27 protein-coding genes are annotated in these 24,473 nt (G+C 34.8%); 6 read left to right on the top strand and 21 right to left on the bottom strand.

The features are described 5' to 3' along the window. Nucleotides 1-3 precede the first annotated feature (3 nt). The 3 genes from rpmG to H7F21_RS13005 all read right to left on the bottom strand — a co-directional run bounded on the left by rpmG (nucleotide 4) and on the right by H7F21_RS13005 (nucleotide 1,810). Complete coding sequence (gene rpmG / locus H7F21_RS13015; protein WP_008271040.1) at nucleotides 4-186, bottom strand: 50S ribosomal protein L33; 183 nt, start codon at nucleotides 184-186, stop codon at nucleotides 4-6. A 25-nt stretch (nucleotides 187-211) separates the two neighbouring features. Continuing rightward, nucleotides 212-448 carry a 50S ribosomal protein L28 gene (gene rpmB, locus H7F21_RS13010; protein WP_008271039.1) on the bottom strand — a complete coding sequence of 79 codons (237 nt, stop codon included), beginning with the start codon at nucleotides 446-448 and terminating at the stop codon, nucleotides 212-214. A gap of 114 nt (nucleotides 449-562) precedes the next feature. Further along, nucleotides 563-1,810 carry a competence/damage-inducible protein A gene (locus H7F21_RS13005; RefSeq protein ID WP_185789738.1) on the bottom strand — a complete coding sequence of 416 codons (1,248 nt, stop codon included), beginning with the start codon at nucleotides 1,808-1,810 and terminating at the stop codon, nucleotides 563-565. A 94-nt stretch (nucleotides 1,811-1,904) separates the two neighbouring features. On the opposite strand from H7F21_RS13005, the gene H7F21_RS13000 reads away from it, so the two are divergent. Further along, nucleotides 1,905-2,936 (top strand): acetamidase/formamidase family protein, encoded by a 1,032-nt coding sequence (locus H7F21_RS13000; RefSeq protein WP_185789737.1) that lies wholly within the window; start codon nucleotides 1,905-1,907, stop codon nucleotides 2,934-2,936. 2 nt (nucleotides 2,937-2,938) lie between these two features. Here H7F21_RS13000 and H7F21_RS12995 read toward each other — a convergent pair whose 3' ends face one another. The 4 genes from H7F21_RS12995 to H7F21_RS12980 all read right to left on the bottom strand — a co-directional run bounded on the left by H7F21_RS12995 (nucleotide 2,939) and on the right by H7F21_RS12980 (nucleotide 5,711). After that, nucleotides 2,939-3,280: an Hpt domain-containing protein gene (locus H7F21_RS12995; RefSeq protein ID WP_185789736.1), complete on the bottom strand. Its 342-nt coding sequence runs from the start codon at nucleotides 3,278-3,280 to the stop codon at nucleotides 2,939-2,941. Continuing rightward, on the bottom strand, nucleotides 3,281-3,892 hold the full coding sequence (locus tag H7F21_RS12990; protein WP_185789735.1) for a fumarylacetoacetate hydrolase family protein: 612 nt from the start codon (nucleotides 3,890-3,892) through the stop codon (nucleotides 3,281-3,283). 89 nt (nucleotides 3,893-3,981) lie between these two features. Continuing rightward, the gene (locus H7F21_RS12985; RefSeq protein WP_185789734.1) at nucleotides 3,982-4,899 is read right to left on the bottom strand and encodes a carboxypeptidase-like regulatory domain-containing protein; all 918 of its coding nucleotides are present in this window, start codon (nucleotides 4,897-4,899) and stop codon (nucleotides 3,982-3,984) included. A gap of 35 nt (nucleotides 4,900-4,934) precedes the next feature. Further along, on the bottom strand, nucleotides 4,935-5,711 hold the full coding sequence (locus H7F21_RS12980; protein WP_185789733.1) for a 3'-5' exonuclease: 777 nt from the start codon (nucleotides 5,709-5,711) through the stop codon (nucleotides 4,935-4,937). Nucleotides 5,712-5,813: 102 nt separating this feature from the next. Here H7F21_RS12980 and H7F21_RS12975 point away from each other — a divergent pair, with 102 nt between their 5' ends. The 3 genes from H7F21_RS12975 (at nucleotide 5,814) to H7F21_RS12965 (ending at nucleotide 8,331) form a co-directional block, all read left to right on the top strand. Further along, nucleotides 5,814-6,572 carry a DUF6597 domain-containing transcriptional factor gene (locus H7F21_RS12975; protein WP_185789732.1) on the top strand — a complete coding sequence of 253 codons (759 nt, stop codon included), beginning with the start codon at nucleotides 5,814-5,816 and terminating at the stop codon, nucleotides 6,570-6,572. 64 nt (nucleotides 6,573-6,636) lie between these two features. Next, complete coding sequence (locus tag H7F21_RS12970; RefSeq protein WP_185789731.1) at nucleotides 6,637-7,176, top strand: hypothetical protein; 540 nt, start codon at nucleotides 6,637-6,639, stop codon at nucleotides 7,174-7,176. A 75-nt stretch (nucleotides 7,177-7,251) separates the two neighbouring features. Further along, nucleotides 7,252-8,331: an NADH:flavin oxidoreductase gene (locus H7F21_RS12965; RefSeq protein WP_185789730.1), complete on the top strand. Its 1,080-nt coding sequence runs from the start codon at nucleotides 7,252-7,254 to the stop codon at nucleotides 8,329-8,331. Between the two features lie 52 nt (nucleotides 8,332-8,383). On the opposite strand, the gene H7F21_RS12960 is transcribed toward H7F21_RS12965, so the two are convergent. From H7F21_RS12960 to H7F21_RS12945, 4 genes are all read right to left on the bottom strand, one after another. Beyond that, nucleotides 8,384-9,778 (bottom strand): dihydrolipoamide acetyltransferase family protein, encoded by a 1,395-nt coding sequence (locus H7F21_RS12960; protein WP_185789729.1) that lies wholly within the window; start codon nucleotides 9,776-9,778, stop codon nucleotides 8,384-8,386. Nucleotides 9,779-9,866: 88 nt separating this feature from the next. Then, complete coding sequence (locus tag H7F21_RS12955) at nucleotides 9,867-10,964, bottom strand: glycosyltransferase family 2 protein (protein ID WP_185789728.1); 1,098 nt, start codon at nucleotides 10,962-10,964, stop codon at nucleotides 9,867-9,869. A gap of 7 nt (nucleotides 10,965-10,971) precedes the next feature. Further along, nucleotides 10,972-11,589 carry a recombination mediator RecR gene (gene recR, locus H7F21_RS12950; RefSeq protein WP_185789727.1) on the bottom strand — a complete coding sequence of 206 codons (618 nt, stop codon included), beginning with the start codon at nucleotides 11,587-11,589 and terminating at the stop codon, nucleotides 10,972-10,974. Between the two features lie 85 nt (nucleotides 11,590-11,674). Continuing rightward, nucleotides 11,675-14,212, bottom strand: a complete 2,538-nt coding sequence (locus H7F21_RS12945) for a T9SS type A sorting domain-containing protein (protein ID WP_185789726.1) — start codon at nucleotides 14,210-14,212, stop codon at nucleotides 11,675-11,677. A gap of 75 nt (nucleotides 14,213-14,287) precedes the next feature. Here H7F21_RS12945 and H7F21_RS12940 point away from each other — a divergent pair, with 75 nt between their 5' ends. Further along, a complete protein-coding gene (locus H7F21_RS12940) occupies nucleotides 14,288-15,781 on the top strand; it encodes a sodium:solute symporter (RefSeq protein ID WP_185789725.1) in 1,494 nt (497 codons plus the stop codon). 34 nt (nucleotides 15,782-15,815) lie between these two features. Here H7F21_RS12940 and H7F21_RS12935 read toward each other — a convergent pair whose 3' ends face one another. Continuing rightward, nucleotides 15,816-16,178, bottom strand: a complete 363-nt coding sequence (locus H7F21_RS12935) for a CoA-binding protein (protein ID WP_185789724.1) — start codon at nucleotides 16,176-16,178, stop codon at nucleotides 15,816-15,818. Between the two features lie 102 nt (nucleotides 16,179-16,280). Between H7F21_RS12935 and H7F21_RS12930 the strand changes: the two genes are divergently transcribed. Continuing rightward, nucleotides 16,281-18,755, top strand: coding sequence for a TonB-dependent receptor (locus H7F21_RS12930; protein WP_185789723.1), 2,475 nt, complete (start codon nucleotides 16,281-16,283; stop codon nucleotides 18,753-18,755). Nucleotides 18,756-19,192: 437 nt separating this feature from the next. Here H7F21_RS12930 and H7F21_RS12925 read toward each other — a convergent pair whose 3' ends face one another. The 9 genes from H7F21_RS12925 to H7F21_RS12885 all read right to left on the bottom strand — a co-directional run bounded on the left by H7F21_RS12925 (nucleotide 19,193) and on the right by H7F21_RS12885 (nucleotide 24,253). Beyond that, a complete protein-coding gene (locus H7F21_RS12925) occupies nucleotides 19,193-19,648 on the bottom strand; it encodes a nuclear transport factor 2 family protein (RefSeq protein WP_185789722.1) in 456 nt (151 codons plus the stop codon). Nucleotides 19,649-19,730: 82 nt separating this feature from the next. After that, complete coding sequence (locus H7F21_RS12920) at nucleotides 19,731-20,105, bottom strand: DUF2200 domain-containing protein (protein WP_185789721.1); 375 nt, start codon at nucleotides 20,103-20,105, stop codon at nucleotides 19,731-19,733. Between the two features lie 149 nt (nucleotides 20,106-20,254). After that, nucleotides 20,255-20,671: a hypothetical protein gene (locus tag H7F21_RS12915; protein ID WP_185789720.1), complete on the bottom strand. Its 417-nt coding sequence runs from the start codon at nucleotides 20,669-20,671 to the stop codon at nucleotides 20,255-20,257. 194 nt (nucleotides 20,672-20,865) lie between these two features. Then, nucleotides 20,866-21,306, bottom strand: coding sequence for a hypothetical protein (locus H7F21_RS12910; RefSeq protein ID WP_185789719.1), 441 nt, complete (start codon nucleotides 21,304-21,306; stop codon nucleotides 20,866-20,868). A 155-nt stretch (nucleotides 21,307-21,461) separates the two neighbouring features. Continuing rightward, complete coding sequence (locus H7F21_RS12905) at nucleotides 21,462-22,184, bottom strand: hypothetical protein (protein WP_185789718.1); 723 nt, start codon at nucleotides 22,182-22,184, stop codon at nucleotides 21,462-21,464. Further along, nucleotides 22,159-22,665, bottom strand: coding sequence for a hypothetical protein (locus H7F21_RS17425; RefSeq protein WP_246431484.1), 507 nt, complete (start codon nucleotides 22,663-22,665; stop codon nucleotides 22,159-22,161). The genes H7F21_RS12905 and H7F21_RS17425 overlap by 26 nt, the downstream gene beginning before the upstream one ends. Next, on the bottom strand, nucleotides 22,662-22,952 hold the full coding sequence (locus tag H7F21_RS12895; RefSeq protein ID WP_185789717.1) for a hypothetical protein: 291 nt from the start codon (nucleotides 22,950-22,952) through the stop codon (nucleotides 22,662-22,664). The genes H7F21_RS17425 and H7F21_RS12895 overlap by 4 nt, the downstream gene beginning before the upstream one ends. 149 nt (nucleotides 22,953-23,101) lie before the next feature. Next, complete coding sequence (locus H7F21_RS12890; protein WP_185789716.1) at nucleotides 23,102-23,497, bottom strand: hypothetical protein; 396 nt, start codon at nucleotides 23,495-23,497, stop codon at nucleotides 23,102-23,104. 147 nt (nucleotides 23,498-23,644) lie between these two features. Next, nucleotides 23,645-24,253 carry a hypothetical protein gene (locus H7F21_RS12885; protein WP_185789715.1) on the bottom strand — a complete coding sequence of 203 codons (609 nt, stop codon included), beginning with the start codon at nucleotides 24,251-24,253 and terminating at the stop codon, nucleotides 23,645-23,647. Nucleotides 24,254-24,473: the final 220 nt, after the last annotated feature.

Below are 24,473 nucleotides of genomic sequence, written 5' to 3'. Positions count from 1 at the left end.
TTATTATTTTATCTCTTTATGTACTGTCATACGCTTAAGGATTGGATTAAACTTTTTAATCTCCATTCTATCTGGCGTATTCTTCTTGTTCTTTGTAGTAATATATCTTGAAGTTCCTGGTTGTCCAGAAGCTTTGTGCTCTGTGCACTCTAAGATAACTTGTATTCTATTTCCTTTTTTTGCCATTGTAAATTGACTTTAGCCTAAGCTATTATTTGTAAAATCCTTTTGCTCTAGCTTCCTTTAACATTGCACTAATACCAATTTTATTGATAGTCTTTAATGCAGATGTAGAAACTTTTAATGTTACCCACTTATCTTCTTCAGGAATGAAAAAACGTTTTTTAACCAAGTTAGCATTAAACTTGCGTTTAGTTTTATTCATGGCGTGTGAAACATTGTTTCCAACCATTGCTTTTTTCCCAGTAAGTTCACAAACTCTTGACATTGTATTCTTTCTTTAGGTCTATTAATTTTTCTGTTTGTACTTCATCCCAAAGATGGATATTTTAAAACAGGGTGCAAATTTAAGAAATAATTAAAGTTTGGCAAAACTTAAATCCTACTTTTTCAAAATTTCTTTCTGAAGCATTTCAAAAGCTTTATTTGTGGCTTTCATAATGACTTTATCACGATGATTACCAAAATTAAAAACTTCTGAATACACTTCGTTCTCAGTAGCAATAGCAATCCATACGGTTCCCACCTCAGCATCCGAATCACCCTTTGATGGCCCAGCATTCCCTGTAGTACTTAACCCATAATCCGAATTAAACAATTTTCTAACATTTATGGCCATAGACTCAGCGACTTCTTTACTTACAACCGAATGTGAATCAATAGCATCCTCAGAAACTCCTAAAATATTAATCTTCGATTTCGTAGCATAACTCACGACGCTACCTTTAAAATACTTTGAAGCACCAGCATTGGTTGTAATCGCTTTTGCTATTTGCCCTCCAGTACAACTTTCTGCAATAGCTATTGTTTTTCCTAGTGAGCCTAATTGTTTTCCTAATATGGCCTCAATAGATCCATCGTCTTCAAAACCTACAAATATATCTTCGATTTGTGGAAGGAGTAGTGCTATTTGTTTGTCAATCTCTGATTCCAATAAAGTCTTATCCACAGACTTACCCGACAAACGCAACCGCACCTTACCTAAATTTGGTAAATACGCCAATTTAATAAAGTCTGGTAATGCATCTTGCCAATCCTCAATCCTATTGGCAATAGCACTTTCTCCCAAACCGTAAGTTAAAAGCGTTTTATGCCTAATGAATGGGAAGTGATATTTTTCCCTCAATAAAGGAATTACCTTATTCGTAATCAACGCTTTCATCTCATAAGGAACACCTGGAAGTGATACAAATACTTTTCCGCTTTTCTCTAACCACATACCCGGAGCAGTACCATATTGATTCATCAAAACCTTAGCCTTACTTGGCACGAGGGATTGTTGACGGTTTAAATCTGAAATAGGCGTGCTAATGTATTTTGAAAATAAATGTTCAACATGAGCTAAAACCGCTTTGTCTTCAACCAGGGTATCGTTGAAGTATTCACAAATGGTATGCTTGGTAATGTCGTCCTTGGTTGGTCCTAAACCGCCAGTTATAATAATAATATCTGCATTGTCTTCAGCCTCTTGTAGAGATTTAAGAATGTGCGCTTTATCATCCTGCACAGAGGTGATTTGATAGATGGATACACCTATCTTATTGAGTACTTTTCCTAAAAATGCTGAGTTGGTGTCTACGATTTGGCCTATAAGAATTTCATCGCCAATCGTTATAATTTCTGCTGTCAAAAGTCGATTTATAAAATGATTAGAACAAAGTTAAGGCTATTGAAAAGTTAATTTATTAATTTTAAAGAAACTTTATTGAAAATTTTGACCAATCATGACTCATAAAAACATTTTAAAAACACTCTTCTGTTATTCCATTTGCTGTGGTTTATTGTATCAATGTGAAGAAAAAAAGGATATTTTGACCGTTGAGGACGACGCAAAGTCCAGAACTATAAAGCCAGAATTTACGCTGACTAAAGATCAGACACATAATAAATTCAGTAGCTCTATTCCGCCTATACTCACGGTTAAATCTGGAGCAATTATTGAAGCGTTTACAGAAGATGCAAGTGATGAACAGTTTGATTTAAATTCTACTGTCAAAGATTTAAGCAGTCTTGATTTTGAACCTATACATCCCTTAACAGGACCTGTTTTTGTGGAAGGTGCGCAACCTGGTGATGTCTTAAAAGTAACGCTCCATGAAATTGAGGTTGGAGATTGGGGCTGGAATGGGATCTACCCAGGATTTAGTTTTGTTGCGGACTCCATTAGGGGAGAATACTTAAGAATCTATGATTTAAAGGATGATAAAACACAAGTTAAATTCAATGACTCCATAACATTAAAATTGAATCCTTTCCCTGGTGTCATGGGAGTTGCACCAGCAACTTCAGAGCTTCTATCTACCATTCCACCAAGAGCCAATGGAGGGAATATGGACGATCCACATATGTCTAAAGGAACCTCTATTTATTTCCCAGTATTTGTTGAAGGTGGTTTGTTCTCTATAGGAGATGGTCACGCTGTTCAAGGACTAGGTGAAGTTTGTGGAACCGCTATCGAGGTTCCTCTAAGAGTGGTTTACGAAATTGAACTCATAAAAAATAAGTCAATAAAAGAACCTCAGTATGAAACTAAGGATTATTATGCTACGACAGGTTTTGGAACCTCTCTAGATAGTGCTGCAAAAAAAGCTACGCTTTATATGATAAGTTACTTAATGGATGAGCACAATTTAGGTGAAGAAGAAGCCTATGCCTTGTGCTCCTTAGCTGGTGATTTAAAAATTGCTGAGACTGTAGACATGCCTCATATGCTTGTAACCATGCATATGTCTAAAGAAGTACTAGCAATTGAATAAAATTATAAACCAAAATCTGAACGAATCTCACTAGTAGCGTTCTCTACGGCAGTCAATACTTTTTGAAGTTGGACTTCTACGCTTTTATCAGATTGTTCGAATTTTCCCCAATCTTGTACTTCAATTAATTCATCATAAACATCCAATGCAAACAATTCGATAGTCGGTTTCATCTTATGGGCTGCTTGATACGTCTCTTTAAAATCGCCTGCGGGAACAGCTGTTCTTAAACGCTCTGCGTCCTCCGGAACTTCTTCGATAAATGCTGCTGCCAAAGCCATTACGAAATCTTCGTCATTGTCAGCCATTTCTCTTACAAGATCTAATTTATAATATTCTGCCATTTATTTAATTTTAATTGAAAACATTTCCTCGTTTTCAAGATATCCTTTTAGTTGGTCATTTGCAACAACCTTGCCAACTCCGGCTGGAGTTCCTGTAAAGATAATATCTCCAATTTTTAAAGTAAAATATTTTGACACATATTCTATAATTTCATCAACTTTCCACAACATTAAGGTTGTATTTCCTGACTGAACTATCTCGTTATTCTTTTCTAGATGAAAATTTATATTGTTTATATCCTGAAACTTTGATTTAGGTAACCATTTCCCAATGACCGCTGCGCCATCAAAGGCCTTTGCCTTTTCCCATGGTAATCTTTTTGCTTTTAATTGGGCCTGGAGATCACGAGCCGTAAAGTCTATTCCCAAACCGATGTCATCATAGTATTTATGAGCAAACTTTTTATCGATATACTTCCCTACTTTTTTGATTTTTACTAAAACTTCTACCTCATGATGGATATCGTCTGAAAAGTCTGGAATAAAGAATGGTTGTTTTTTTAATAGGATCGAGGTATCTGGTTTTAAAAATACTACAGGATCTGTAGGCCTTTCATTTTCCAATTCCTTAATATGTTCGGTGTAGTTACGTCCTATACAAATGAGTTTCATATGCATTACCTGCCTAGGCAGGAATCTTATTAATTAAACTTCTAATTCTAAAATGGATTTCTCATCAAGTGCGGAATGACAATCGTTTTTTAATTTGACAAAGTTAAGGATATAGCTGGGATTATATACTCATCTTCTTTGATATAAGGCATTTTAAAATTTAGCCATTGTCCTGATGTAAAAAGAGCCAAACGGTATTTTTTGTCTTTTTGCTTAAGCCAAGATATCCTTGGTGCGTATCTTATTTCAGTATATTTTTTATTACTTTTTCTTTTAGTATAGGTATATTCATAAGCATTAAAAGGAATATAGAGCCATTCGATAGCTACATAAACACCTTCTTCTGAAAATGTTAGATTATATTCTGACAAATCAATTTCAACCTCACGTTGATTTTTTACAGTAGTTATTATGATATCTTCTTTAATTAAATCAGCGCCTGGCAAACTATCCTTACCAACAGAAAACAACCTGAATCTAAATTTTGATGGCATCGATCGATTTCCTCCCAAAAAATGAACTTTATTTAAATGGACTTTAGCCTTATCTATGACATCGATTTCTGAATAATCTTTCTTAAACGGGAAATGTAAAGCGAAAATGTAAGGAGCGTAATTCAATCCGCCTATTCCGCCAACAATATACTTTTTCTTTACGTTGTTAATTACTAAAAATTTCTCTTTAAAATTTTCTTTAATCATTACTTCCTCAAGTTCCTCTGAAAGCGAACTTAATTCGATTTTATCGAATTTTAAGAAATCTGAAACGACAAATGTTGTATCCTTATAGCCTAATGATGATAACTTGACTTTTTTCTCTAAATCTTCTCTTTTTATGATTAATGAATAACTACCATCTTCATCACTCGAAGTCCCCATTTGTGATTTTAAAATTGAAATATTGACATAAGGAACTGGTGCTTTAGTGTCTTTATCTAAAACAAGCCCACTTGCTTTATGCTCTTGCGAAAGGACGAAAAAAGGAATTAATAAAAAAATGAATTTCATCTTGCGAATAATGAGATTCCTGCTTTGGAGGAATTTTAGTCCAATTTATTATTAAACTGGCGTAACTTTATCGCAGTTAACACTTTTTTAGTGTACAAAGGAAAGTCTGCATTAAGCAACCAACCAAAATAACCTGGTTCTTGTTCCATGATATCAACTACACGTTTGCCTTTATGCTTACCAAAAGAGAAACACTCTTCACCTTCTTTGTTGAAAATTAGAAAACCAGCAAAGTCAGCAAATTTTTTACGAGAACTAAATTCGGCTAAAAACTTGGTGTCGTTTTCCAAGTCTTCATATCGTTCTAGTTGCGCTTTTAAAACTTCATAAGTAGCCTTAGTATCTGCTTCTGCACTATGCGCATCGTCTAAGTTTTTGTCGCAATAGAATTTGTACGCTGCACTTAAGGTACGTTGTTCCATTTTATGAAAGATAGTCTGGACATCAATTGATTGTGTATTTTTCATATCAAAATCAATCTCGGAGCGCAACATTTCTTCTGCCAGTAATGGAATATCAAAACGGTTAGAATTAAAGCCTCCCAAATCAGAATCCTTTATTAAATTATGTACTTCTTTAGAAATTTCCTTAAACGTTGGGGCATCTGCTACATCAGCATCTGAGATGCCATGAACTTTTGTCACTTCTGGTGGAATAGGAATTGTTGGGTTTACTTTTTTGGTATAAGTATCCTCCTTTCCATTGGGATGAACTTTAAGGATTGAAATTTCTACAATTCTGTCTTTGGATATATTGATGCCAGTAGTTTCAAGATCAAAAAAACAGATAGGCTTATTAAGGTTGAGTTGCATGCGTTATTGATTTGTGCAAAGGTAGGTAGATTTAGATTAATCTACTTTTATAAGTTTAGAAAACAAAAACTTATATTTAAGCATATCAGCAATAATTAATAGATGAAATATTTTGAGTATATCCCTTCCCTAAACTTACAGAATTTCATTCTTAATTTTTGGATGTTTGAAATAGAAGTTAATGAAGAGTGGCAAGAACCAATTCTCCACGAAACTATTCCTGATAGCAGTATATCCATTGTACTAATCAACAAACCTCAGTACAAAGGTGTAAGAATTCTTGGGCCTCACTCCCAAAAGTTTCAACAAGCTGTTTTTAAGGGATCGATATTCCTGGGTATAAGATTACACCCATGGATATACTTTGAAATGCCAACCCTAAAGAAAATGCAATTATTAAACACAACTTGTGCCGCTCCAACTGAAATTGAAAATCATTTCAATGATTTAGTATACACTAATTTAAAAAACTCAGATACTCTAAAAGTGATTGAAACGAGATTGTTTGAATTGTTCAATCAAATCGAAATTCTTCAAAACAGCTTGATAAAATATATTTGTCTAGAGCTTTCAAAAGGGAAATCTGTTGCCATGATTACTGAAGAACTTCCGTATTCAATACGAGTAATTCAAAAAAAATTCAAACAAGTTGTTGGTCTAACCATGAGGCAATACCAGAGTAATATTAGGCAGCGAAAAATTTGGGAAGATTTCTTAAAAACTTCTGAAAACAAATTGGACACAATCCTTAAGCATAACTATTTTGATCAATCTCATTTTATTAATGATTTCAAAAAGAGAATGAATAGAACGCACACCGACTTTGAAAGCTACCTGAGATCCATGGAAATCAAAATCTGATATGTTGACGCAATTTTACAATATTGATATCCACTATTGAATTAAATTGGTTAAAATTTTAATTATGAAAAATATTTTACTCTCTTTGCTAATAACGTTAACGTTTTTGGGGCATTCCCAAAATAATGAAACATTTAGAGACACATTAAAATCAGTTGCCCAACTTAATTTCATGAAAGGTTCCTGGAAAGGTAATGGATGGATTTTTATTAATAGGGAGAAAAAAGAATTCTCCCAATCAGAAATTATCAAATCCAAGAATGCTGATAGAATTCTTGTTATTGATGGACTGGGTCATGCGAAAGACTCTATAAACCCTGAAACTAAAAAAGTAATCCATGATGCCTTTGGCATTATTTCATTTAACGAAGACCTCGATGCCATAACCATGCTCTCATTTTCATCAACTGGAGATAAAATGGAGAATGAATTAAGATTAATTGGAGAAAAACAATTAGAGTGGTCATTTAAGGATGAGCGTGGAGGCACCATACGCTTTAGGGAAGACTTCACAACAGAAGGCGTATGGGAAGAAAAAGGAGAATATTCTTTTGATGGGGAAAAATGGTTTCCATTTTTTTATATGAAGTTAGAAAGACAATAATTTCTTGTCTAACATTTCATTTAGCATTTAATTGATATTAATTTGCACAACACTTATTACTTCTAATTAGATAAAATGCATAGACCAATCAATTCCCCACTAAAATTTAGTTGCGGCGCACATATGCCCAATAGATTTATGTTAGCACCATTAACCAATCAACAAAGTCATGAGAATGGCCAACTCTCAGATGAAGAGTTTAATTGGTTAACAATGCGAGCCAAAGGTGGATTTGGATTGGTAATGACTTGCGCTTCTCATGTTCAAGCTATTGGAAAAGGTTTTCCCGGACAGCTAGGTATATGTTCTGACAACTTAATAGATGGTCACAACAAACTAGTTTCTGCAATTAAGTCTTATGGAAGTCTTGCCGTTATTCAATTACACCACGCTGGTATGCGTTCACCATTTGAAGTGATAAAAGAAAAGGCTGTTTGCCCATCAAAAAGTGAAAAACATAATGCCAGAGCTTTATCTTTAGAAGAGGTTCACCAACTACGAGATGACTTCATTTTTGCTGCTGTAAGAGCACAAAAATGTGGTTACGATGGTGTTGAAGTTCATGGTGCGCACGGCTATATTCTTACCCAGTTCTTAAGTTCCAAAATCAACCAACGAAATGACGCATATGGTGGTTCTCTTGAAAACAGATCTAGAATAATTTTTGAAATTATCAAAGGTATTAGAGAAACCTGTGGCAAAGATTTCCTTTTAGGAATTCGACTATCGCCTGAACGCTTTGGAATGAAACTGTCAGAGATTAAAGAAATAAGTCAAAAACTCATAGATGATGGATGCATAGACTTTTTAGACTTCTCGCTTTGGGATTGCTTTAAAACACACGAAGAATATCCCAACAGTAACATGAGTCTCTTAGAGCATGTACTTCGACTTGACTTTAAGGAAGTTAAATTAACGGTCGCTGGCAATATCAGAACTGGACAAGATGTAAAAAATGTTCTTGATGCTGGTGTTGATTTCGTAACTATTGGACGTTCAGGCATCTTACATCATGATTTTCCCAAACGAGTAATTGATGACATTGATTTTGCCCCAATCCCTAATCCAGTATCTGTTGAACATTTAAAATCAGAGGGATTAAGTGCTATATTTATTGAATACATGAGACGGTGGGACGGATTCGCTAAAGACTAAAAAAGCACAATCAGTAGGATTGTGCTTTATAATATTACGAGACTTATTTAAACTAAATCTCTCGATTTAAGTCCCAAGCTTCCAAATAATCCTTTACAGCTTTTACAAATTGCCCACCTAAAGCACCGTTAACTACGCGATGGTCATAAGAATGTGATAAGAACATCTTATAGCGTATACCAATAAAGTCCCCTTGAGGTGATTCTATAACAGCAGGCACTTTTCTGATAGCGCCAAGAGCTAGTATACCTACTTGTGGTTGATTGATAATAGGAGTTCCCATAATACTTCCAAAAGTTCCCACATTGGTTACAGTATAGGTCCCATCTTGTATTTCGTCTGGTTTTAGTTGTCCCAAACGTGCTCTATTCGCTAGATCATTCACCTTTTTAGCTAGTCCAAATAAGTTAAGCTGGTCTGCATCCTTTATGACCGGGACAATAAGATTACCATCGGGTAAGGCAGCCGCCATGCCTAAATTGATATGTTTCTTTTTTACAATGCTATCACCTTGCACGGAAATATTCATCATAGGAAATTCCCTCAAAGCTTTTACAACAGCTTCCAAGAATATTGGCGTAAATGTCAGGTTTTCTCCCTCTCTATTTTTAAAGCTTTCTTTATGCTTATTTCTCCAATCCCAAATATTGGTAACATCTGCTTCTATAAAGGATTGTACATGTGCAGAGGTTTGAACGGAATCAACCATATGCTTGGCAATAAGCTTACCCATTCTGGTCATTTCAATGATCTCATCATCACCTGAAGCCATAATTGGCTCAGGACTCGGTCTTTCTTGAGTCTTTGGTTTCTCTACCTTTGCTTCTACTTGCTGTGCATTTGAACTAGATTCAGTTTCTAAAGTTGGTGCAACAGGCTTTTCTACTTGCACAGGTTCAGCTTTTGGAGCACTTTCTGCTGGAGCAGAACTACGGGATTGCAAATAGCTTTTAATATCGTTTTTGGTCACGCGACCATCTTTCCCTGTACCAGGAATGCTATCGAGTTCTGATTGTGAAACACCCTCTTGCTTAGCAATATTCCTCACTAGAGGTGAATAAAAACGTTCTCCAGATGACACAATCGGCGCGACACTTTCTTTCGCAGCAACCACTGTTTGAGCGACTTCAGCGACTTGCTTAGGTGCTTCTTGGGCAACGACTGGTTCTTCCTTAGGTGCAGGAGCTTCTGTACTGGCTTCTTCGCCCTCTATTTCTATGACAGCAATGGTTTGACCCACTTGTACAATATCATCAACCTCAAATAGCTTCTCTACCAAGACACCATCTACCTCACTTGGCACTTCACTATCTACCTTATCTGTCGCAATTTCTAAAACGGCTTCGTCAGCCTCGATAGTGTCTCCCACATCTTTAAGCCACGATGTTATAGTTGCTTCTGCAACACTTTCACCCATTTTAGGTAACTTAAGTTCAAACTTTGCCATATCTATAATTTGAAGGTCTTAATTCGCTAATTCAGTGCAAAATTAATAAAAATTAGCTTGATTTATTGATTTTTATTCAAGTAAATATTCAATAAAGAAGTATCTCTCCTCTATTGACGCTGCTGTCGCTTCCAAGGATAAAATTACTATTTTTTAGCAATATTCGATATGAATTCTGCGTGGAAGCGTTATTATGCTTCATAAAATCTATTATTGACCTATAACTAAGGTAATTTAAATCCAAGATAACCTGTACGTTCTGGGTTATATCTTTTAAATCTGAAACTAAAGTGATTGGTGGTTTTAAGTGCGCCTCTAGTGAATTTGGTATACTATCTGATACTACTATTGTTTCATTAAAATTAAGTTCTTCATTTACAGTATTCCCCCCTCTTAAAGCAGCTAATTTTACGCCTAACTTTACAAATAGCGAGGTTAGAACATTTTTTTTAAAATGCTTTCTGTAAAAAATTTCCATAGCACCATAAAAGCGCTTGGCATATACCTTATCTTTTATGGTACTTTCACCTTTATAGTGAATGATTGTAGTCTCTCCATAATAATAGTTGGAATAGCCTGCTTTTAGGATTTTATAGGATAAATCCACATCCTCTCCGTACATAAAGTAATCCTCATCGAAACCATGAACTTGATCATAAACTGTCTTTTTTAAAAGCATGAAAGCTCCAACTAAAATATCTGTCTTTCCTATATCATCAATACCCAAGGTATTATTGTAATAATTATCCGTTTTACCCTTTAACTTCTGAAAAGCAATTCTTGCTGTTGGTATTTCCCGTTTACTTTCTGGGAGAAACTTACCACGACCATCAATAAGCTGGCAGCCAACAGCACCTAAATCTAATTTGGACTCTGCAAAGCTCAAAACTCTTCTGAATGTATCTTCTGCAACTACAGTATCTGGATTGAGAATGCATAAGTACTCGCCTTTGGCCTTAGCAACTCCCATGTTATTTCCTTTTGAAAAGCCAGAGTTCACTTTATTCTTAACTAAAACGACATTTGGGAACAGGTGCTTTACCATAGTACAACTATCATCTGGCGAGTTATTATCCACAACTATGATTTCAGCATCAATGTCTTTAATAGCAGCTTCAACACTTTTTAAGCAAAGCTCTAAAAAGTAACGCACATTGTAATTCAGTATGACTATGGATAGCTTCAAAATAAGCTTAAGATTTTAATGAAGCTTCAAAAGGTACACGATCAATAATACTGCGACCCAATGTAATCTCGTCGGTATATTCCAATTCGTTTCCGGCAGCAACACCTCTTGCTATAGTCGACATAGCCACATTATGGTCTTGTATTTGCCTAAAGATGTAAAAGTTGGTGGTATCGCCCTCCATGGTTGGACTCATGGCAAAAATAAGTTCCTTGACTTTTCCCGTTTTAACTTTTTCGACCAAAGAGTTAATATTCAAATCTTGCGGGCCAATACCGTCCATAGGAGATATTTTGCCACCTAATACATGGTATAAGCCTCTAAAAGAACTGGTATTTTCAATGGCCATGACATCTCTTATATCCTCAACCACACAAATTAATTCTTCATTACGATTGGTGTTTGAACAAATTTCGCATAACACCTTGTCGCTAATATTATGACAAGATTTACAAAAGTTGATTTCTGCTCTAACTTTAGATAATGCTTCAGATAATTGAAACGTTTGATGCTCTGGCTGTCGCAATAAATGCAGTACCAATCTCAAAGCAGTACGCTTACCTATACCTGGTAATTGCGCCATTTCGTTTACTGCGTTTTCCAGAAGCTTCGATGAAAATTCCATAGCTGCGAAGTTACTGAATTTTGAACATAAAGAAGCCCAACTGTAAATCATTTACAATTGGGCTATCCAATAGATTTGTCAATATTTATTTTAAAATGAGTTTTTTAGTGATTTCACCTTTACTGCTGTTTAGTTTTACAAAATAAATGCCAGTATCGAATGAAGATACATCTACTCTATAGCCATTAAATAAATTGATATTCTTTCCATAAAAGATAATTTTACCCTGTGCGTCGTACATTCGTACGCTAACATCTTCAATAGTATTCCATTTTAGATTGACTTCATTTGCTGCAGGGTTTGGATACATTGAGAAATCATTAAATTCAAAATTGTTAACACTCAAATTTTCATTGTATACTTCAGATCTCCATAAGCCTCTACCAAAAGTAGCTGCATATATCCTATTGTCTGCCGTATTTATTTCCAATTCATTAATTCTTACATTTGGCAAACCGTTGTTAAAAGGCACCCAAGTATTACCTAAATCATTATCGGTATAATATACACCATAGTTCATACCAACATACAATCCATCCTCTCCATTATCATGCCATGCCAAAGCTTGGGCAGAGAAATTAGGCAAATCCCATCGTATCGAATTCCAAGAGACACCACCATCCGTGCTTAGATAAACCTTTTGACTGCCATTAACAGCAACAGCTACTTTATTTGCGTCTGATGGGTGAATTGCTATTTCATTGATCCAACTACCATTTGAATTTAAAGATGATAATGTCCATGAAGCACCGCCATTTTTAGTAAACCAAAAAGCATCATTGATGGCCAAATACATTGTTTGATTGTTCGAAGGCGCTACTTTAAAGTGGTCTATATCCGCTGCAAAATTTTGAGATATAGATGTCCAAGAATTTCCTGAATCAGTCGATTTGTAAACTTGATCAAAAGCTACATAAATTGTGTTTTGAACGATTGGATCTTGTTCAAAAGGCACTACCCAATTCCAACTATTTTGACCTCCCTTTCCATCTGGTTGTACCAAGTTAGATAAGTTACTTCCAAAAAGACTGTATTGCGTTCTATATAAAGATCCAAATTGAGTTGTTCCATACATTACCGAGGGATCATTTTTATCCACAAAACCCTCCATGCCATCAGCGCCGAGCCAATCAGTCCAATTGCCATCTTCCCTTAAGGTAGAGGTTCCATTATCTTGTGAACCGCCAGTAACAACAACAGGATCGGTTTGACTGATGCCAATCCTATAAAATTGTCTAATACCTAGACCAGGAGTTAGGTCCGTATAATAACTAGAATTCACCACTGTTGGATCATCCGCCTTGAAGATACCACCATCTGTACCCACAAAAAGTTTAATATTGGCTCCTGAACCTGCGAAATGCATGATATCTACATCGGCATGGCAATAGCCTATACCAAGGTTAGCAGCATCTCCAGGTACCCATTGCGATGTAATATTAAAACTTAAACCTCCATTAATAGACCGCCACGTATTAATACCTGCTATATGCACATCATTAACATCATTAGGATTCACAGTAATGTCCATATCTCGTGGCGCCTGACCTAAAGCATCATTCCCGTTAGTAGCATATCCAAAGAAATTTTGCGTGTGAGTTCTTTTTGTAAAAGTATTGCCACTGTCCGTTGAAACATAAAGTGCACCAAAAACTCCACTAGACGCTTCTAATACATAAACCACATTAGGATCATCAGGAGACACACCTATCATCTTTGGACCAGAACCAAATTCATTTTCCCCCGTACCATCTATTCTCGTAAAGGTATTGCCTGCATCTGTCGACACATAGAAGTCTTCTCCTGAAGCATATACAACATTCATATCACCTGGCTTAAATTCAAAATCATAACCATTACCTGTTGGGATAATATATATTGAATTCCATGTGGCTCCACCATCTAAAGACTTATATAGTCCTTGACCTTCTGAACTGGCATACATTTTTGAAGTATTTGTTGGATCAATTAGAATTCTATTTATTCTTCCGCTCGGTAACGTACTATGCAATGTCCAAGTTGCTCCGCTATCTATTGACTTAAATATAGAACCACCTCTTGAGCCCCAATAATAAGTCGAATTATTTACTGGGTCTATAGCTAAAGCATAGACATCAATATTTGCCAGATTATCAGTCATAACCGACCAAGAAGCACCTCCATTAATACTCTTCCACACACCACCTGTATGACTCCCTACAATGATATGATTAAGGTCATTGTCATCTACAGCTAAAGCAGTTATACGACCCACTCCTGGATTCCAACCAGAAGAGGCATTCCAATACGTTGGTCCCATTTCTTCCCAGGTGCCCACCGTAGTTCTGGCTACTAAACCCTCATCATTTATTCTCGCACTATAATTTTCCAATTCATTATAGTAAAATTCTGGTGTTTTTAATTTTCCAGTCTCATCCATGGCACGCTCTGCAAAATATTGCCAACGCTTAAAAGGTTTATAACCTGTTCCGCGTCCTCGACCAACAGAATCGAAATGCCGCTCAGCGATCTCTACAATATATTCAACAGTGTAAGTGCCCTCAGCAATCAGTCGTTTATGATCTTGGGCTAATGCACAAAACGTAAACATGGAAAAGATGAATAGTAGGATATTCTTTTTCATAAAAATGTAATTTAAATAGCTCTTTTTTTTCAAATGTACTATTTTTCGAAACTAATTCTTTTAAAATGTGCCAATATGAGTCCTACATCTATATTAATTTTAATTGCAGGTTACTTTGGAGTCCTAGTACTCATCTCATATTTCACAGGTAAAGAAGACACCAATGCCGCTTTTTTTAAGGCCAATAAATCTGCACCTTGGTACTTGGTTGCCTTTGGTATGATTGGCGCTTCACTTTCTGGTGTAACATTTATTTCCGTGCCTGGATTGATTGGTGGTGAAGAATTTGCCTATATGCAAGGCGTACTTGGTTTTTTTGTCGGGTATTTTGTTATCGCTTTTGTATTATTACCACTTTACTACAAACTTAATATTACTTCGATTTATCAATATTTAGAACAGCGCTTTGGCATTGTGAGTTACAAAACTGGTGCTTTTTTCTTTTTATTATCACGAGTTACTGGTGCATCATTTAGGCTGTTTTTGGTAGCGCTGGCTATGCAATACATTGTTTTTGAACAAATGGGAATACCGTTTTGGGCCACCGTAGTTATTTCTATTTTATTGATATGGATATATACTTTTAAAGGTGGAATAAAAACCATTATTTGGACCGACACATTACAGACCTTGGCTATGCTAACCGCAGTTGGATTAGCCATTTATCTGATAAATCAAAAATTGGACTGGTCCTATGTTGAGTTTTTAAATTCCGATGCTTTTGCTGAAAAAGGTCAAATTTTCTTTTTTGATGACATTAACTCTAAACAATATTTCTGGAAATATTTTCTTGGAGGAATTTTCATTACAATTGCCATGACCGGTCTCGACCAAGATATGATGCAAAAGAACCTAACCTGTAAAACCGATAAGGACGCACAAAAAAATATGATAAGTATGTCTGTGCTTTTAGTCATCGTAAACTTTGCATTTTTATCATTAGGCGCTTTGCTTTTTATTTATGCTGAACAATTTGGAGTTGAAATTCCGAAGGTTGATGGTCGTGTACGTACAGATTTATTATTTCCAGAGATCGCAATGAACCAAGGGCTTGGAAAACCACTAGCCGTTATTTTTATTATTGGCTTAATTGCGGCAGCATATTCTAGCGCAGATAGCGCGCTAACATCCTTAACAACGTCCTTTTCTGTAGATTTTTTAAATATTGAAAAACGACCTAAAGAAGAACAAAAACCACTACGAAAAAAGGTACATGTCGGTGTTTCTGTGGTGCTTGTAATTGTTGTAATAATCTTCAACTACCTAGATGGAAATGTAGTTAGCAATTTATTTAAGTTTGCCACCTTTACTTATGGACCACTACTAGGTCTATTTACTTTCGGAATTTTAACCAAACGTAACATTAAAGACAAATACGCATGGATTATTGCCTTACTTTCTATTGCTATTAGTTATGCCATTACCCTTTTACCTGAATCTGTAATTGGGACATATCAATTTCATTGGGAGATTTTAATTCTTAACGGCTTTATTACCTTTATAGGCTTGTTATTGATATCAACCAAGTCTAGTACTGCAAGTAGTGAAGGATTTTCACAAGCATCATAAAACAACTAGGACGCCTAAAAAATCGAAGATGGTATTAATACTGACCAGTTCCTAATAAAACTAAAGTACAAGCGACTTCAAATTCAATATTATGCTGTTTGAGTAGATTATAGAATTCAGGATTTTCTGTACCCGGATTAAATATCACTCGTTTTGGATGTAATCCAATGATATAATCGTAATATGGTTCTTGTCGCTTAGGATTTAAATATAAGGTTACGGTATCAATATCTTCATAAGGCATCAACTCGGTATCGATTTCTACATCGTTTACTTCTCCAGGTTTTAATCCAAAGGCCTTTACCCCATGGTTATATTTACGGAGTCTGTTTATTGCAATATTAGAATAACGCTCTGCCTTAAGCGATGCACCAAGCACCAATGTTTTTTTGCTCATATGTTAAAATGATGTTAACTAATGTTAAATAGGGTAACATAATGTAAAAGTAGTCGTCTACAGGTTAAGAAACTATCAAATCAATCAAAAAATCAATCAAAAATGAAGCATTTCTTTGCAATGCTTATCATGATCTCATCAATCATTTTAAGCGCACAACCCAATTCAAATTCAGAAATTAAAAACGGATCCGTTTCAGGACGTGTCTTAGATGCTCAGCTCAACGAGCCTTTACCTTATGTTAATGTTATTGTAAAGGATGCTGCAGACAAAATCATAACTGGTGGCATTACCAATAGTGATGGTACTTTTGAAGTCAAAAAGATTCCCGAAGGCTCAATTAAAGTAGAGATTACATATATTGGTTATAAGACGATTTCAAAACAAGAAACTATTGGAAAAGGTAACTATGACGTTAATCTGGGCGACCTTTTACTCGAGGAAGATTCAGAAAGTTTGGATGAAGTCACCGTAGTGGCTGAAACCTCAACTATTCAACAAAAAATAGATCGAAAAGTCATAAATGTAGGTAAAGATTTAACAACCTCTGGTCCTACAGCCTCTGACATTATGAATAATATTCCATCTGTAAATGTAGACCAACAAACGGGTGATATTGCCTTAAGAGGTAACCAAAATGTTCAGGTCATGGTGGATGGAAAGCTTTCAAACATTCCTGCCGCTCAATTGCTGAGACAAATTCCTTCGACTTCAATTAAGCAAATCGAATTAATTACAAACCCTTCAGCAAAGTACAATCCTGATGGTATGAGTGGTATCATTAATATTATACTCCATAAAAACGTGAATATCGGTTTTAATGGTAACCTTAATTTTGGACTTGGTTATCAAATTGAACCTAAATTCAATAGTTCTTTGGATATGAATTATAGAAATGGCAAACTCAACTTTTATGGAAGCTATGGAAATAATATAGCACGTAATGCCAATATTGGTGAACTCGTGCAAACCGAATCGGACTTAACGCAGTTATTCGATATAACAGACATTCGAAACTCACACTTATTTAAGTTGGGTGTGGACTTTTATATTAATGATAAAAACACATTTTCTGTATTTACCAATCAGAACATTTTTGATGGTGGTGCCTTAGGTGAAACGGAATTGATTTTTGGAAATTCACCAGGTAGCAACCAATTACAGTTATTTGATAATAATAATGAAAACAACAGTCAACAATATAACGTCAACTATAAATTAGAATTTGATAAAGAGGGGCATAACATAGAAATTGAAGCCGACCACAATATTTTTGATAATGATATTTTTACGAATAATGATTTCAGCGGTGTTGGAAGCCGACCAGATTTTGATGAATTTACGGATATCGACAGAAAAAGAACAGAGATTAATCTTGACTACGTTAATCCTTTATCTGAAACCTCTAAATTAGAGTTAGGTGCTCAGGCGCGTTTATTTGAAAACACAATAAACTATAATTCTGATGGTCGTGTATTAAACGAATCTGGGAACTATATTCCTACTGCAACCAATTTTAACTATGAAAGAAATATTTACTCGGTTTATGCGAGTTACAGCATGAAAAAGGATAAATGGTCTTATCAATTTGGGCTTAGAGCAGAAACGGTGAATGTAGATGCCTTGGCTCTAGATACAGATTTAACCACTAATGCTGTTACAGAATTTCCTTTTGAAAACGATTACACACAAGTATATCCATCTGCATTTATCACCTATGAAGCTTCAGAAAAGAACTCTTACCAGTTTAGCTTCAGTAGACGTATTGATAGACCAGGTGTTGGACAGGTAAATCCAATTCCGGAGTTTAATACGCCTTTGATTTCGCAGTTTGGTAACTCAGAGTTAGAACCACAGTTTACAAATTCTGCAGAAGTTAATTATACGCGAAATTTAGAAAAAGGGAGCATTACTGCTGGTGTGTTTTACAGATTGATTGAAGATGAAATCAATCAAGGTGTTTTTGTAGATCGTTCTACACTTGGCTCTGGGCGAGTAATTCTAAGAATTGACAATTTTGATAATACCTCAGCATATGGATTTGAAGTTTCAGGAAGTTACCGACCTACAAAATGGTGGAGTTTTAATGCCAGTTTTGATATGTATGGACGGACACAACGTGGTTTTGCAGAAAGCTTAGATCCGACTATTATCAATCCTACAGAAAGCGACATCGAACTAAACAATGTTGAAGTTGACAACTTGATTTACAATTTTAGAATCTTCAACAATTTTAAAGCGAGCAAAAAATTATCATTCTCTGCATTTGCCATGTATAGAGGAAAAGACACAGGCCTTAACTTTGAGATGGAGCCTATGTACTTTGTTAACTTAGGCATGCGTTACAATTTCTTAGAAGATAATAGAGCAACCTTCAGCTTAAACTTCAATAACGTTTTTGACACACAGGAAATTAATATTTTAAGCGAAAGACCGTTTAGACAAGAAGTAGAATTCATGCCAGAATTCAAAACCATCTTTGCTGGACTATCTTACCGTTTTGGAGGAGGCAAATACCGAGCAAAATCTCGTAAGCGCAGAGATAATGATGAAAAATCTGGAGGTGGATTTTTATAAAAACTTTATGACTTTAAACTGTCACAATAGTTACAATTACGAGTCTTTATGATATAGAGTAATATTTAATAGTTTACATAAATAGTTGATGGTTAGTGTTAATGTTTAGCTATTAAATAAGAAAACCCGAAACGCTCGTTTCGGGTTTTTGTTAAATACACGTTAAACTTAGAAATGCTTGAAATAAAATCGAAACTATTACGTCTATTATAGTGAGATAAGTTTTAAGTAATGGTTATTATAAATTAATTTTTATAATAGTGTTAGTTAAGTTGGTTAATAGCTGAAAAAGCCTGGGCAATTCGTTTTGTTTGGGCTTTTTTGGTTTTTACTTCAGTCATGTTATGAGAACAGCCTAAGCTATAAACACAAATTTATTTTTTAAATGATCTAGAAATTGCAATGAACAATTGGTTCTGTACATTACGACTTTGCATTTAGTCTTTTTCTTTTTCTGGAACTGCCATGGTATGATTAGCTATGAGGCAACACTTTCCATTGTCTTCGATATAGGTTCTCATAAAATGATATGTAATTGGCCTCGGACCTCTATCTATTATTGTAAATCCTCTAACAATAGCCGTCGTTCCTGAAATAATAACTTTTACATCTCTAGACGTTCGCGATTTAGTACTTTTATTATTACTGTTTATGTATCTTTTGATTCTTTCTAAAACAGCTGTTTTATCATCAATTGTATTGGCATGGTTATGGACCCAAACAAAATCTTCTGCCAGTAGGGACTCTATAAAATCAAGGTCTAATTCTAATTGCGCCTTTTCCCATGAGGCATCTAATGCTTTAAGATTCGTTTGATTTAAACAACCCTCTTGGGCTGACACGGAGCACATGGATAATCCAACAACGACAATTATAATACTGAAAAGCTTCATTACGTTTTGTTTAAGCATTTGTTTAACTGAAATGGTTCGATTATACTGCTACAATTGAAACATCTTATTTGTACTAGTTTTATTACCCATCTTTTCTTAAAATCTTCTCCATTTTACGACCTTTTGCCAATTCGTCAATGAGCTTTTCCATTTGTCTACATTGTTTATACAATTCAAATTCATCCTCTATTTCTTCAATTCGATAACCACAAACGACTCCTCTAATGAGGTGAGCATTAGGATGAATCTTTGCTTTTTGAAAAAATGTTCCAAAGGTCACTTTTTCATCAATTAGCGCGTTTAAGGTGGCTTCATCAAAACCTGTAAACCATTTAATTACCTGGTTGAGTTCTTCTTTTGTTCTACCATTTTTCTCCAATCTATTCAGGTAAAGCGGATAGATGGTTGCAAATATCATATTGGCAACCTTTTCATTTTTTTCGGCTGTAACTTTCATTTCTATTTGAATTTAAATTGATCGGCTAACGTGTTTGTGCATGTTTAGTTGCTCGGTTAAGCAACTAATTTAACAATTAAATCGCAGATAAAGTATTTGAAACTAAGCTAGAGTTAGCAATTAATTATACGGGCTGTAGGCAACAGTTCTTATTTCTTTCGATATTTATAACTACATCCTTCAATACAAATAGGACCACTTGATGGTGTTATAATAAAATAGTCAAATTCAAAATTCAAGTCGTAAGTAATATAGCCGTCCTCATTTTCCGATCCGGATTCAAAGCCATTGCAATTATATCTCAGCAACAGTTCGTTTTGTTCTGTTGAAAAAGTTCCGGTAGTACACTCCGAGAATCTGTTGGAGTTGAACAATCCATTTTCAAAAAACATGAATTCCTCACCATTTTCCACATCAACCCAGTATTGCGGACCTCCAGCACTTATATAGGCTTCCGTTAATTTCCATTCTCCAATTAATTCTGCATTGAGAATTTCGTTTGTTTCATCTGAACCACAAGAGAAAAGTCCAAAAAACAAAATCGATAAACCTATTATTTTTCTCATTATAATAATCCTTTACTAATAAGATGCATAAACCTCTAAAAGGTTGCACCAAATTATTGCTAACGGTTTGTGTATGATTTCGTTGTGTGTTTAAGCACCTAATTTAGCAAATAAATCACAGATTTAAAGTCCCTGAGGATTTTCGTAAGCGGTGGCCTGCGCTTGTCGAAAGCTAGGCTAGAACTAGCAATGAATTATGCATGTTGTTGTACAATGTTATTTTCAATATATTCTGTTAGAATTTTTTCCAGGTCCAGAATTAGATTTTTATAATCAAAATCTTTGGGCTTCCTTTTCATTTTTTCAATCCGCTTAATTGATGATAAAATCTCGTTTTTAATTAATTTAAGAGTCTGCAATTCATTCATTTTATGAACTTCATTCCAGTCAAGATTCGAATTCGTTACAAACCATTTAACTGAATGTTTCCAGCTCTCAATTTCATTTCTAAAAAATTGAGCAAATCCACCATCGAATTTAAATAGCTCAAAACCCCAGAAATATTTAACCACAGAAGATCCATAATCTCTTTCCGAAAGTCTTTTGGAAATATATTCCCCAAGATTATTCAAATCAACTTTTAATTTATCATCAGAAAATTCGATAGTGATTATTCTTTTTATTTCGAATTCCATTTAATTTAAATGTTGTACAACGGTTTTGTGTATGTTTAGCTGCATGTTTGAGCAACTAAATTAGCAAATACAAACTAAGTAGAAAATCCGAGAGGATTTTCAGAAGTGGACGAGAACAAGCAATTACTTATAGTCGTTGTTGTAGTGCGTTTTTATTATTTAAATTTCGATTTTATTCTTTTCCAAAAAGTTGGTTTTTCCTTTTTAACGTCATCTTTTGTTAAGTCAATAGTGACAGAACTTACGTGTCCATCTTCGTAATACTCAACTTCGTCAGCTTCTTCTGCTGCGACATCCATAAAGGCTTGAGTCAACATTTCTGATTGTTCTCTTAATCCTTTCCAAATTGGGGAATCAAAGACCTTGTTTTTCGCTTCCTGATGCTCTAATCCGAAATCTTTTACTAAAGTCAGAATAGAATGCATTGGCGAGATTCCAATAAGCTTTAAATCTACAATCAATTTATCAATATCAGCGTTTTCTCCAGATTTTTTCAGTTCAGCTACCAACTCATCTTTTAGGTAATTTCGGGCAATTTCTTCAGCTTTCTCTCTTGCGTTCTTTCCACCAATAATTCGTTCGTCATATTCATTAGAACTGTCAATTTGATTTTCGTTGTCAAGCATATCATAAACGCACCACCACCAATAATCTTCATCCATCCATTCTGCACGTAACATTAGACCTGACCATTTAGCTGTACAGTCATCATTCAAATCACCATTCCATATTAATGGTTGATTAAAATCTCTATTTTTTTCGATTATTTTCATTGTTTGGTCAAATGCACTACAACGTCCCATGTATGTTGTCGTTGCTATCTCGAAGAGTAGCAATGCAATATACATTTTGTTATCTTCTTTTTTTCTGTTTTTCAAACCATTCAAGTTGACTTTTTATTCTTTCAAGAATTTTGTTGTCAGTGTCACCGTGAATGTCTCTTATTTTGTAATCCTCTTTTGCGGGGTCAGTTTTGTTCACAAATTCATTAATCCTTAGATTGAATATTGCTTGTCCGAACCTTTGATCGTAATGATTTGATAAATAATCAGAAATTAAATCCAAAATCTCTTGATGTTCCTTTTTAGGATTTGACTTATTCCATTCATTATCAAATTCCGATTTTTCTATTTCAAAGCTTAGAAATTCATCCATATCTATAACTTGGTCACCAAGACCTCCATAATCATCAAAAGTTTTTTCGGAATGATATTTTAATCTGTTCCCATTTTCATACAATTCAATTTGTCTTATAGGATATCCGTCAGGGTCTACTTCAAAGTACCAAGTTGATGTTCCCCAAGAGTCAAACTCGTCACCTCTAGTTTCATCCCATTTTCTTTTGAAATACTTACTCATTTCAAGTATTTTAAAAATTCTACTCCACCGATTTTATTTTCTTTAAGTACATCAAGAACTATTGTTCCATTTTTCTTATCCTCAAGCATTATATTTTCCTCAAATTGCCATTCAGAATTAGGTTCATTTGGATTATCTCCATTTACAAAATATATGTAAGCTCTACTTTCTATTTTAGCTTTGATGCACTTTGATAGAGCTGCAATAATTTCTGGTTTATCAGGAATTTGCTCCTTTGCAATATCAACAATCCATTGAGGATTATATGTTTCCCATTTTTTATTCATCTAATTGAAGATAACGGTCACGTATAACCGTCAGTTACGGAGTAATATGCGTTAATTTTCGGTTTGGCACATGCGTTAGCAATTCCGAGTGGATTCGGACGAAGTAGAATCCGCCGTATTCGAGATTACACATTGTTGTGAGTAGTTTTTTATTCATATTCCGATTTATGAAATTCCAAGATTTTATCAGTCAAACGATTTATTTCTTTTCTCTTCTTTAGTTTAAAATCCGCAAAAACTATCAGTCCTAAAATAGTCAACGCTATCGGTAAAATCCAAATTCCATTTATTAGAGAAACTATTATGGTCAAAATTCCAAGTCCAATTAATATTTTTCCAGCAATATTCATTGGTGACTTAAAATCAAATTTCACGTCATAATTTCCATTCTCATTTATAATTCCGATTAACCTATGATTATTCGGAAAACGCTTTGGCATTAATTCAAACTTTTCGGGTCCTATATAACCTGTATAAAATCCATTCGCAATTAGCTTGTTCAGAATTTTTAAATTTTTGTCAGATTTGGTTATTGTTTGTCTCATTGCTCAAATTACACACAAAGGTCTCGGCTATGATTTCGTTGTGGAATCATCCGCAGGATTATTCCGCCGAAATCCAGCCGTTTGATTTATACTTTTATTTTGGTGTGGTATAATACCACAATGAATTATAGCCATTGTTAGGCACCGTTATTTTACTTCAAATACGTTTTTATCGATTTCTCTTTCAGTCAATTCAGTCGCCAAATAGGTTATTTTAAAAAACTCCGTTTTGATTGAAAATTTGAGATATGGTCTTTGGGCAAGGCTGTAATAATCATTCAGAAAAAAGTCGTTATGTTTTGAATAAAATTCGGGATTTAGTTTCGCAGTTTTAGGACTAAAACAATAGTTCAAAGTTATGTTTTGGATATCATCGCTTGTAGCTTTATACTCATAACAATCACATTCTAAATCTATTATATTTTGACTTTCAACTTTATTTTTTCGTAGTAACCTTATTGAATTTTGTGTTACATCTAAAGTATCAACTTGGGTGCTGTTTTTATGCGTGAAGATGAGTTTCCCATTATTGTTCATATAAAATTGAGAGTCTGTTCCAAAATCAGCACTATTTAGATGTACCCTGCGAAAGTTCCCATTTTTCGAGTAATACATTAACAAACTGTCACCATATTTATCATTCAATTGCTTTTGAAATCCGTCTGGTGCTAATTCAGTTGTGGTGATTTCGGTTGAGAACTTTATAATTCCCTCAAAGTTGTTTTGTCCGTTTGAAATACAACTTGTTAAAATCAAAAAAGTTAATATTATTAATCTGATCATTTTTCTAATTGTGCCTAACGTGTTTGTGTATGGTTTGTTGCGACTAGCAGCGAAGCGCTTTTGCGGTTGGATGAGCCGTGCACGGCGAAAATTCCGAGTGGGCAAAAGTGCGAAGCTGAGATCGCAAATCTTTCTAATGAAGGAAAGATACAAATTGTATCGGGATCTCCCGGTTAGCGATTCAGAAGCAATG

It is taken from the genome of Winogradskyella flava, assembly GCF_014243395.1.
Classification (GTDB): Bacteria; Bacteroidota; Bacteroidia; order Flavobacteriales; family Flavobacteriaceae; genus Winogradskyella; species Winogradskyella flava.
This window is presented reverse-complemented; position numbering and strand designations above follow the sequence as displayed.

Excerpts from the sequence above, each read along its gene's own strand:
- rpmG (WP_008271040.1), bottom strand. The coding sequence starts at position 186 with ATGGCAAAAAAAGGAAATAGAATACAAGTTATCTTAGAGTGCACAGAG.
- rpmB (WP_008271039.1), bottom strand. The coding sequence starts at position 448 with ATGTCAAGAGTTTGTGAACTTACTGGGAAAAAAGCAATGGTTGGAAAC.
- H7F21_RS13000 (WP_185789737.1), top strand. The coding sequence starts at position 1,905 with ATGACTCATAAAAACATTTTAAAAACACTCTTCTGTTATTCCATTTGC.
- H7F21_RS12995 (WP_185789736.1), bottom strand. The coding sequence starts at position 3,280 with ATGGCAGAATATTATAAATTAGATCTTGTAAGAGAAATGGCTGACAAT.
- H7F21_RS12990 (WP_185789735.1), bottom strand. The coding sequence starts at position 3,892 with ATGAAACTCATTTGTATAGGACGTAACTACACCGAACATATTAAGGAA.
- H7F21_RS12985 (WP_185789734.1), bottom strand. The coding sequence starts at position 4,899 with ATGAAATTCATTTTTTTATTAATTCCTTTTTTCGTCCTTTCGCAAGAG.
- H7F21_RS12980 (WP_185789733.1), bottom strand. The coding sequence starts at position 5,711 with ATGCAACTCAACCTTAATAAGCCTATCTGTTTTTTTGATCTTGAAACT.
- H7F21_RS12975 (WP_185789732.1), top strand. The coding sequence starts at position 5,814 with ATGAAATATTTTGAGTATATCCCTTCCCTAAACTTACAGAATTTCATT.
- H7F21_RS12970 (WP_185789731.1), top strand. The coding sequence starts at position 6,637 with ATGAAAAATATTTTACTCTCTTTGCTAATAACGTTAACGTTTTTGGGG.
- H7F21_RS12965 (WP_185789730.1), top strand. The coding sequence starts at position 7,252 with ATGCATAGACCAATCAATTCCCCACTAAAATTTAGTTGCGGCGCACAT.
- H7F21_RS12960 (WP_185789729.1), bottom strand. The coding sequence starts at position 9,778 with ATGGCAAAGTTTGAACTTAAGTTACCTAAAATGGGTGAAAGTGTTGCA.
- recR (WP_185789727.1), bottom strand. The coding sequence starts at position 11,589 with ATGGAATTTTCATCGAAGCTTCTGGAAAACGCAGTAAACGAAATGGCG.
- H7F21_RS12945 (WP_185789726.1), bottom strand. The coding sequence starts at position 14,212 with ATGAAAAAGAATATCCTACTATTCATCTTTTCCATGTTTACGTTTTGT.
- H7F21_RS12940 (WP_185789725.1), top strand. The coding sequence starts at position 14,288 with ATGAGTCCTACATCTATATTAATTTTAATTGCAGGTTACTTTGGAGTC.
- H7F21_RS12935 (WP_185789724.1), bottom strand. The coding sequence starts at position 16,178 with ATGAGCAAAAAAACATTGGTGCTTGGTGCATCGCTTAAGGCAGAGCGT.
- H7F21_RS12930 (WP_185789723.1), top strand. The coding sequence starts at position 16,281 with ATGAAGCATTTCTTTGCAATGCTTATCATGATCTCATCAATCATTTTA.
- H7F21_RS12925 (WP_185789722.1), bottom strand. The coding sequence starts at position 19,648 with ATGAAGCTTTTCAGTATTATAATTGTCGTTGTTGGATTATCCATGTGC.
- H7F21_RS12920 (WP_185789721.1), bottom strand. The coding sequence starts at position 20,105 with ATGAAAGTTACAGCCGAAAAAAATGAAAAGGTTGCCAATATGATATTT.
- H7F21_RS12915 (WP_185789720.1), bottom strand. The coding sequence starts at position 20,671 with ATGAGAAAAATAATAGGTTTATCGATTTTGTTTTTTGGACTTTTCTCT.
- H7F21_RS12910 (WP_185789719.1), bottom strand. The coding sequence starts at position 21,306 with ATGGAATTCGAAATAAAAAGAATAATCACTATCGAATTTTCTGATGAT.
- H7F21_RS17425 (WP_246431484.1), bottom strand. The coding sequence starts at position 22,665 with ATGAGTAAGTATTTCAAAAGAAAATGGGATGAAACTAGAGGTGACGAG.
- H7F21_RS12895 (WP_185789717.1), bottom strand. The coding sequence starts at position 22,952 with ATGAATAAAAAATGGGAAACATATAATCCTCAATGGATTGTTGATATT.
- H7F21_RS12890 (WP_185789716.1), bottom strand. The coding sequence starts at position 23,497 with ATGAGACAAACAATAACCAAATCTGACAAAAATTTAAAAATTCTGAAC.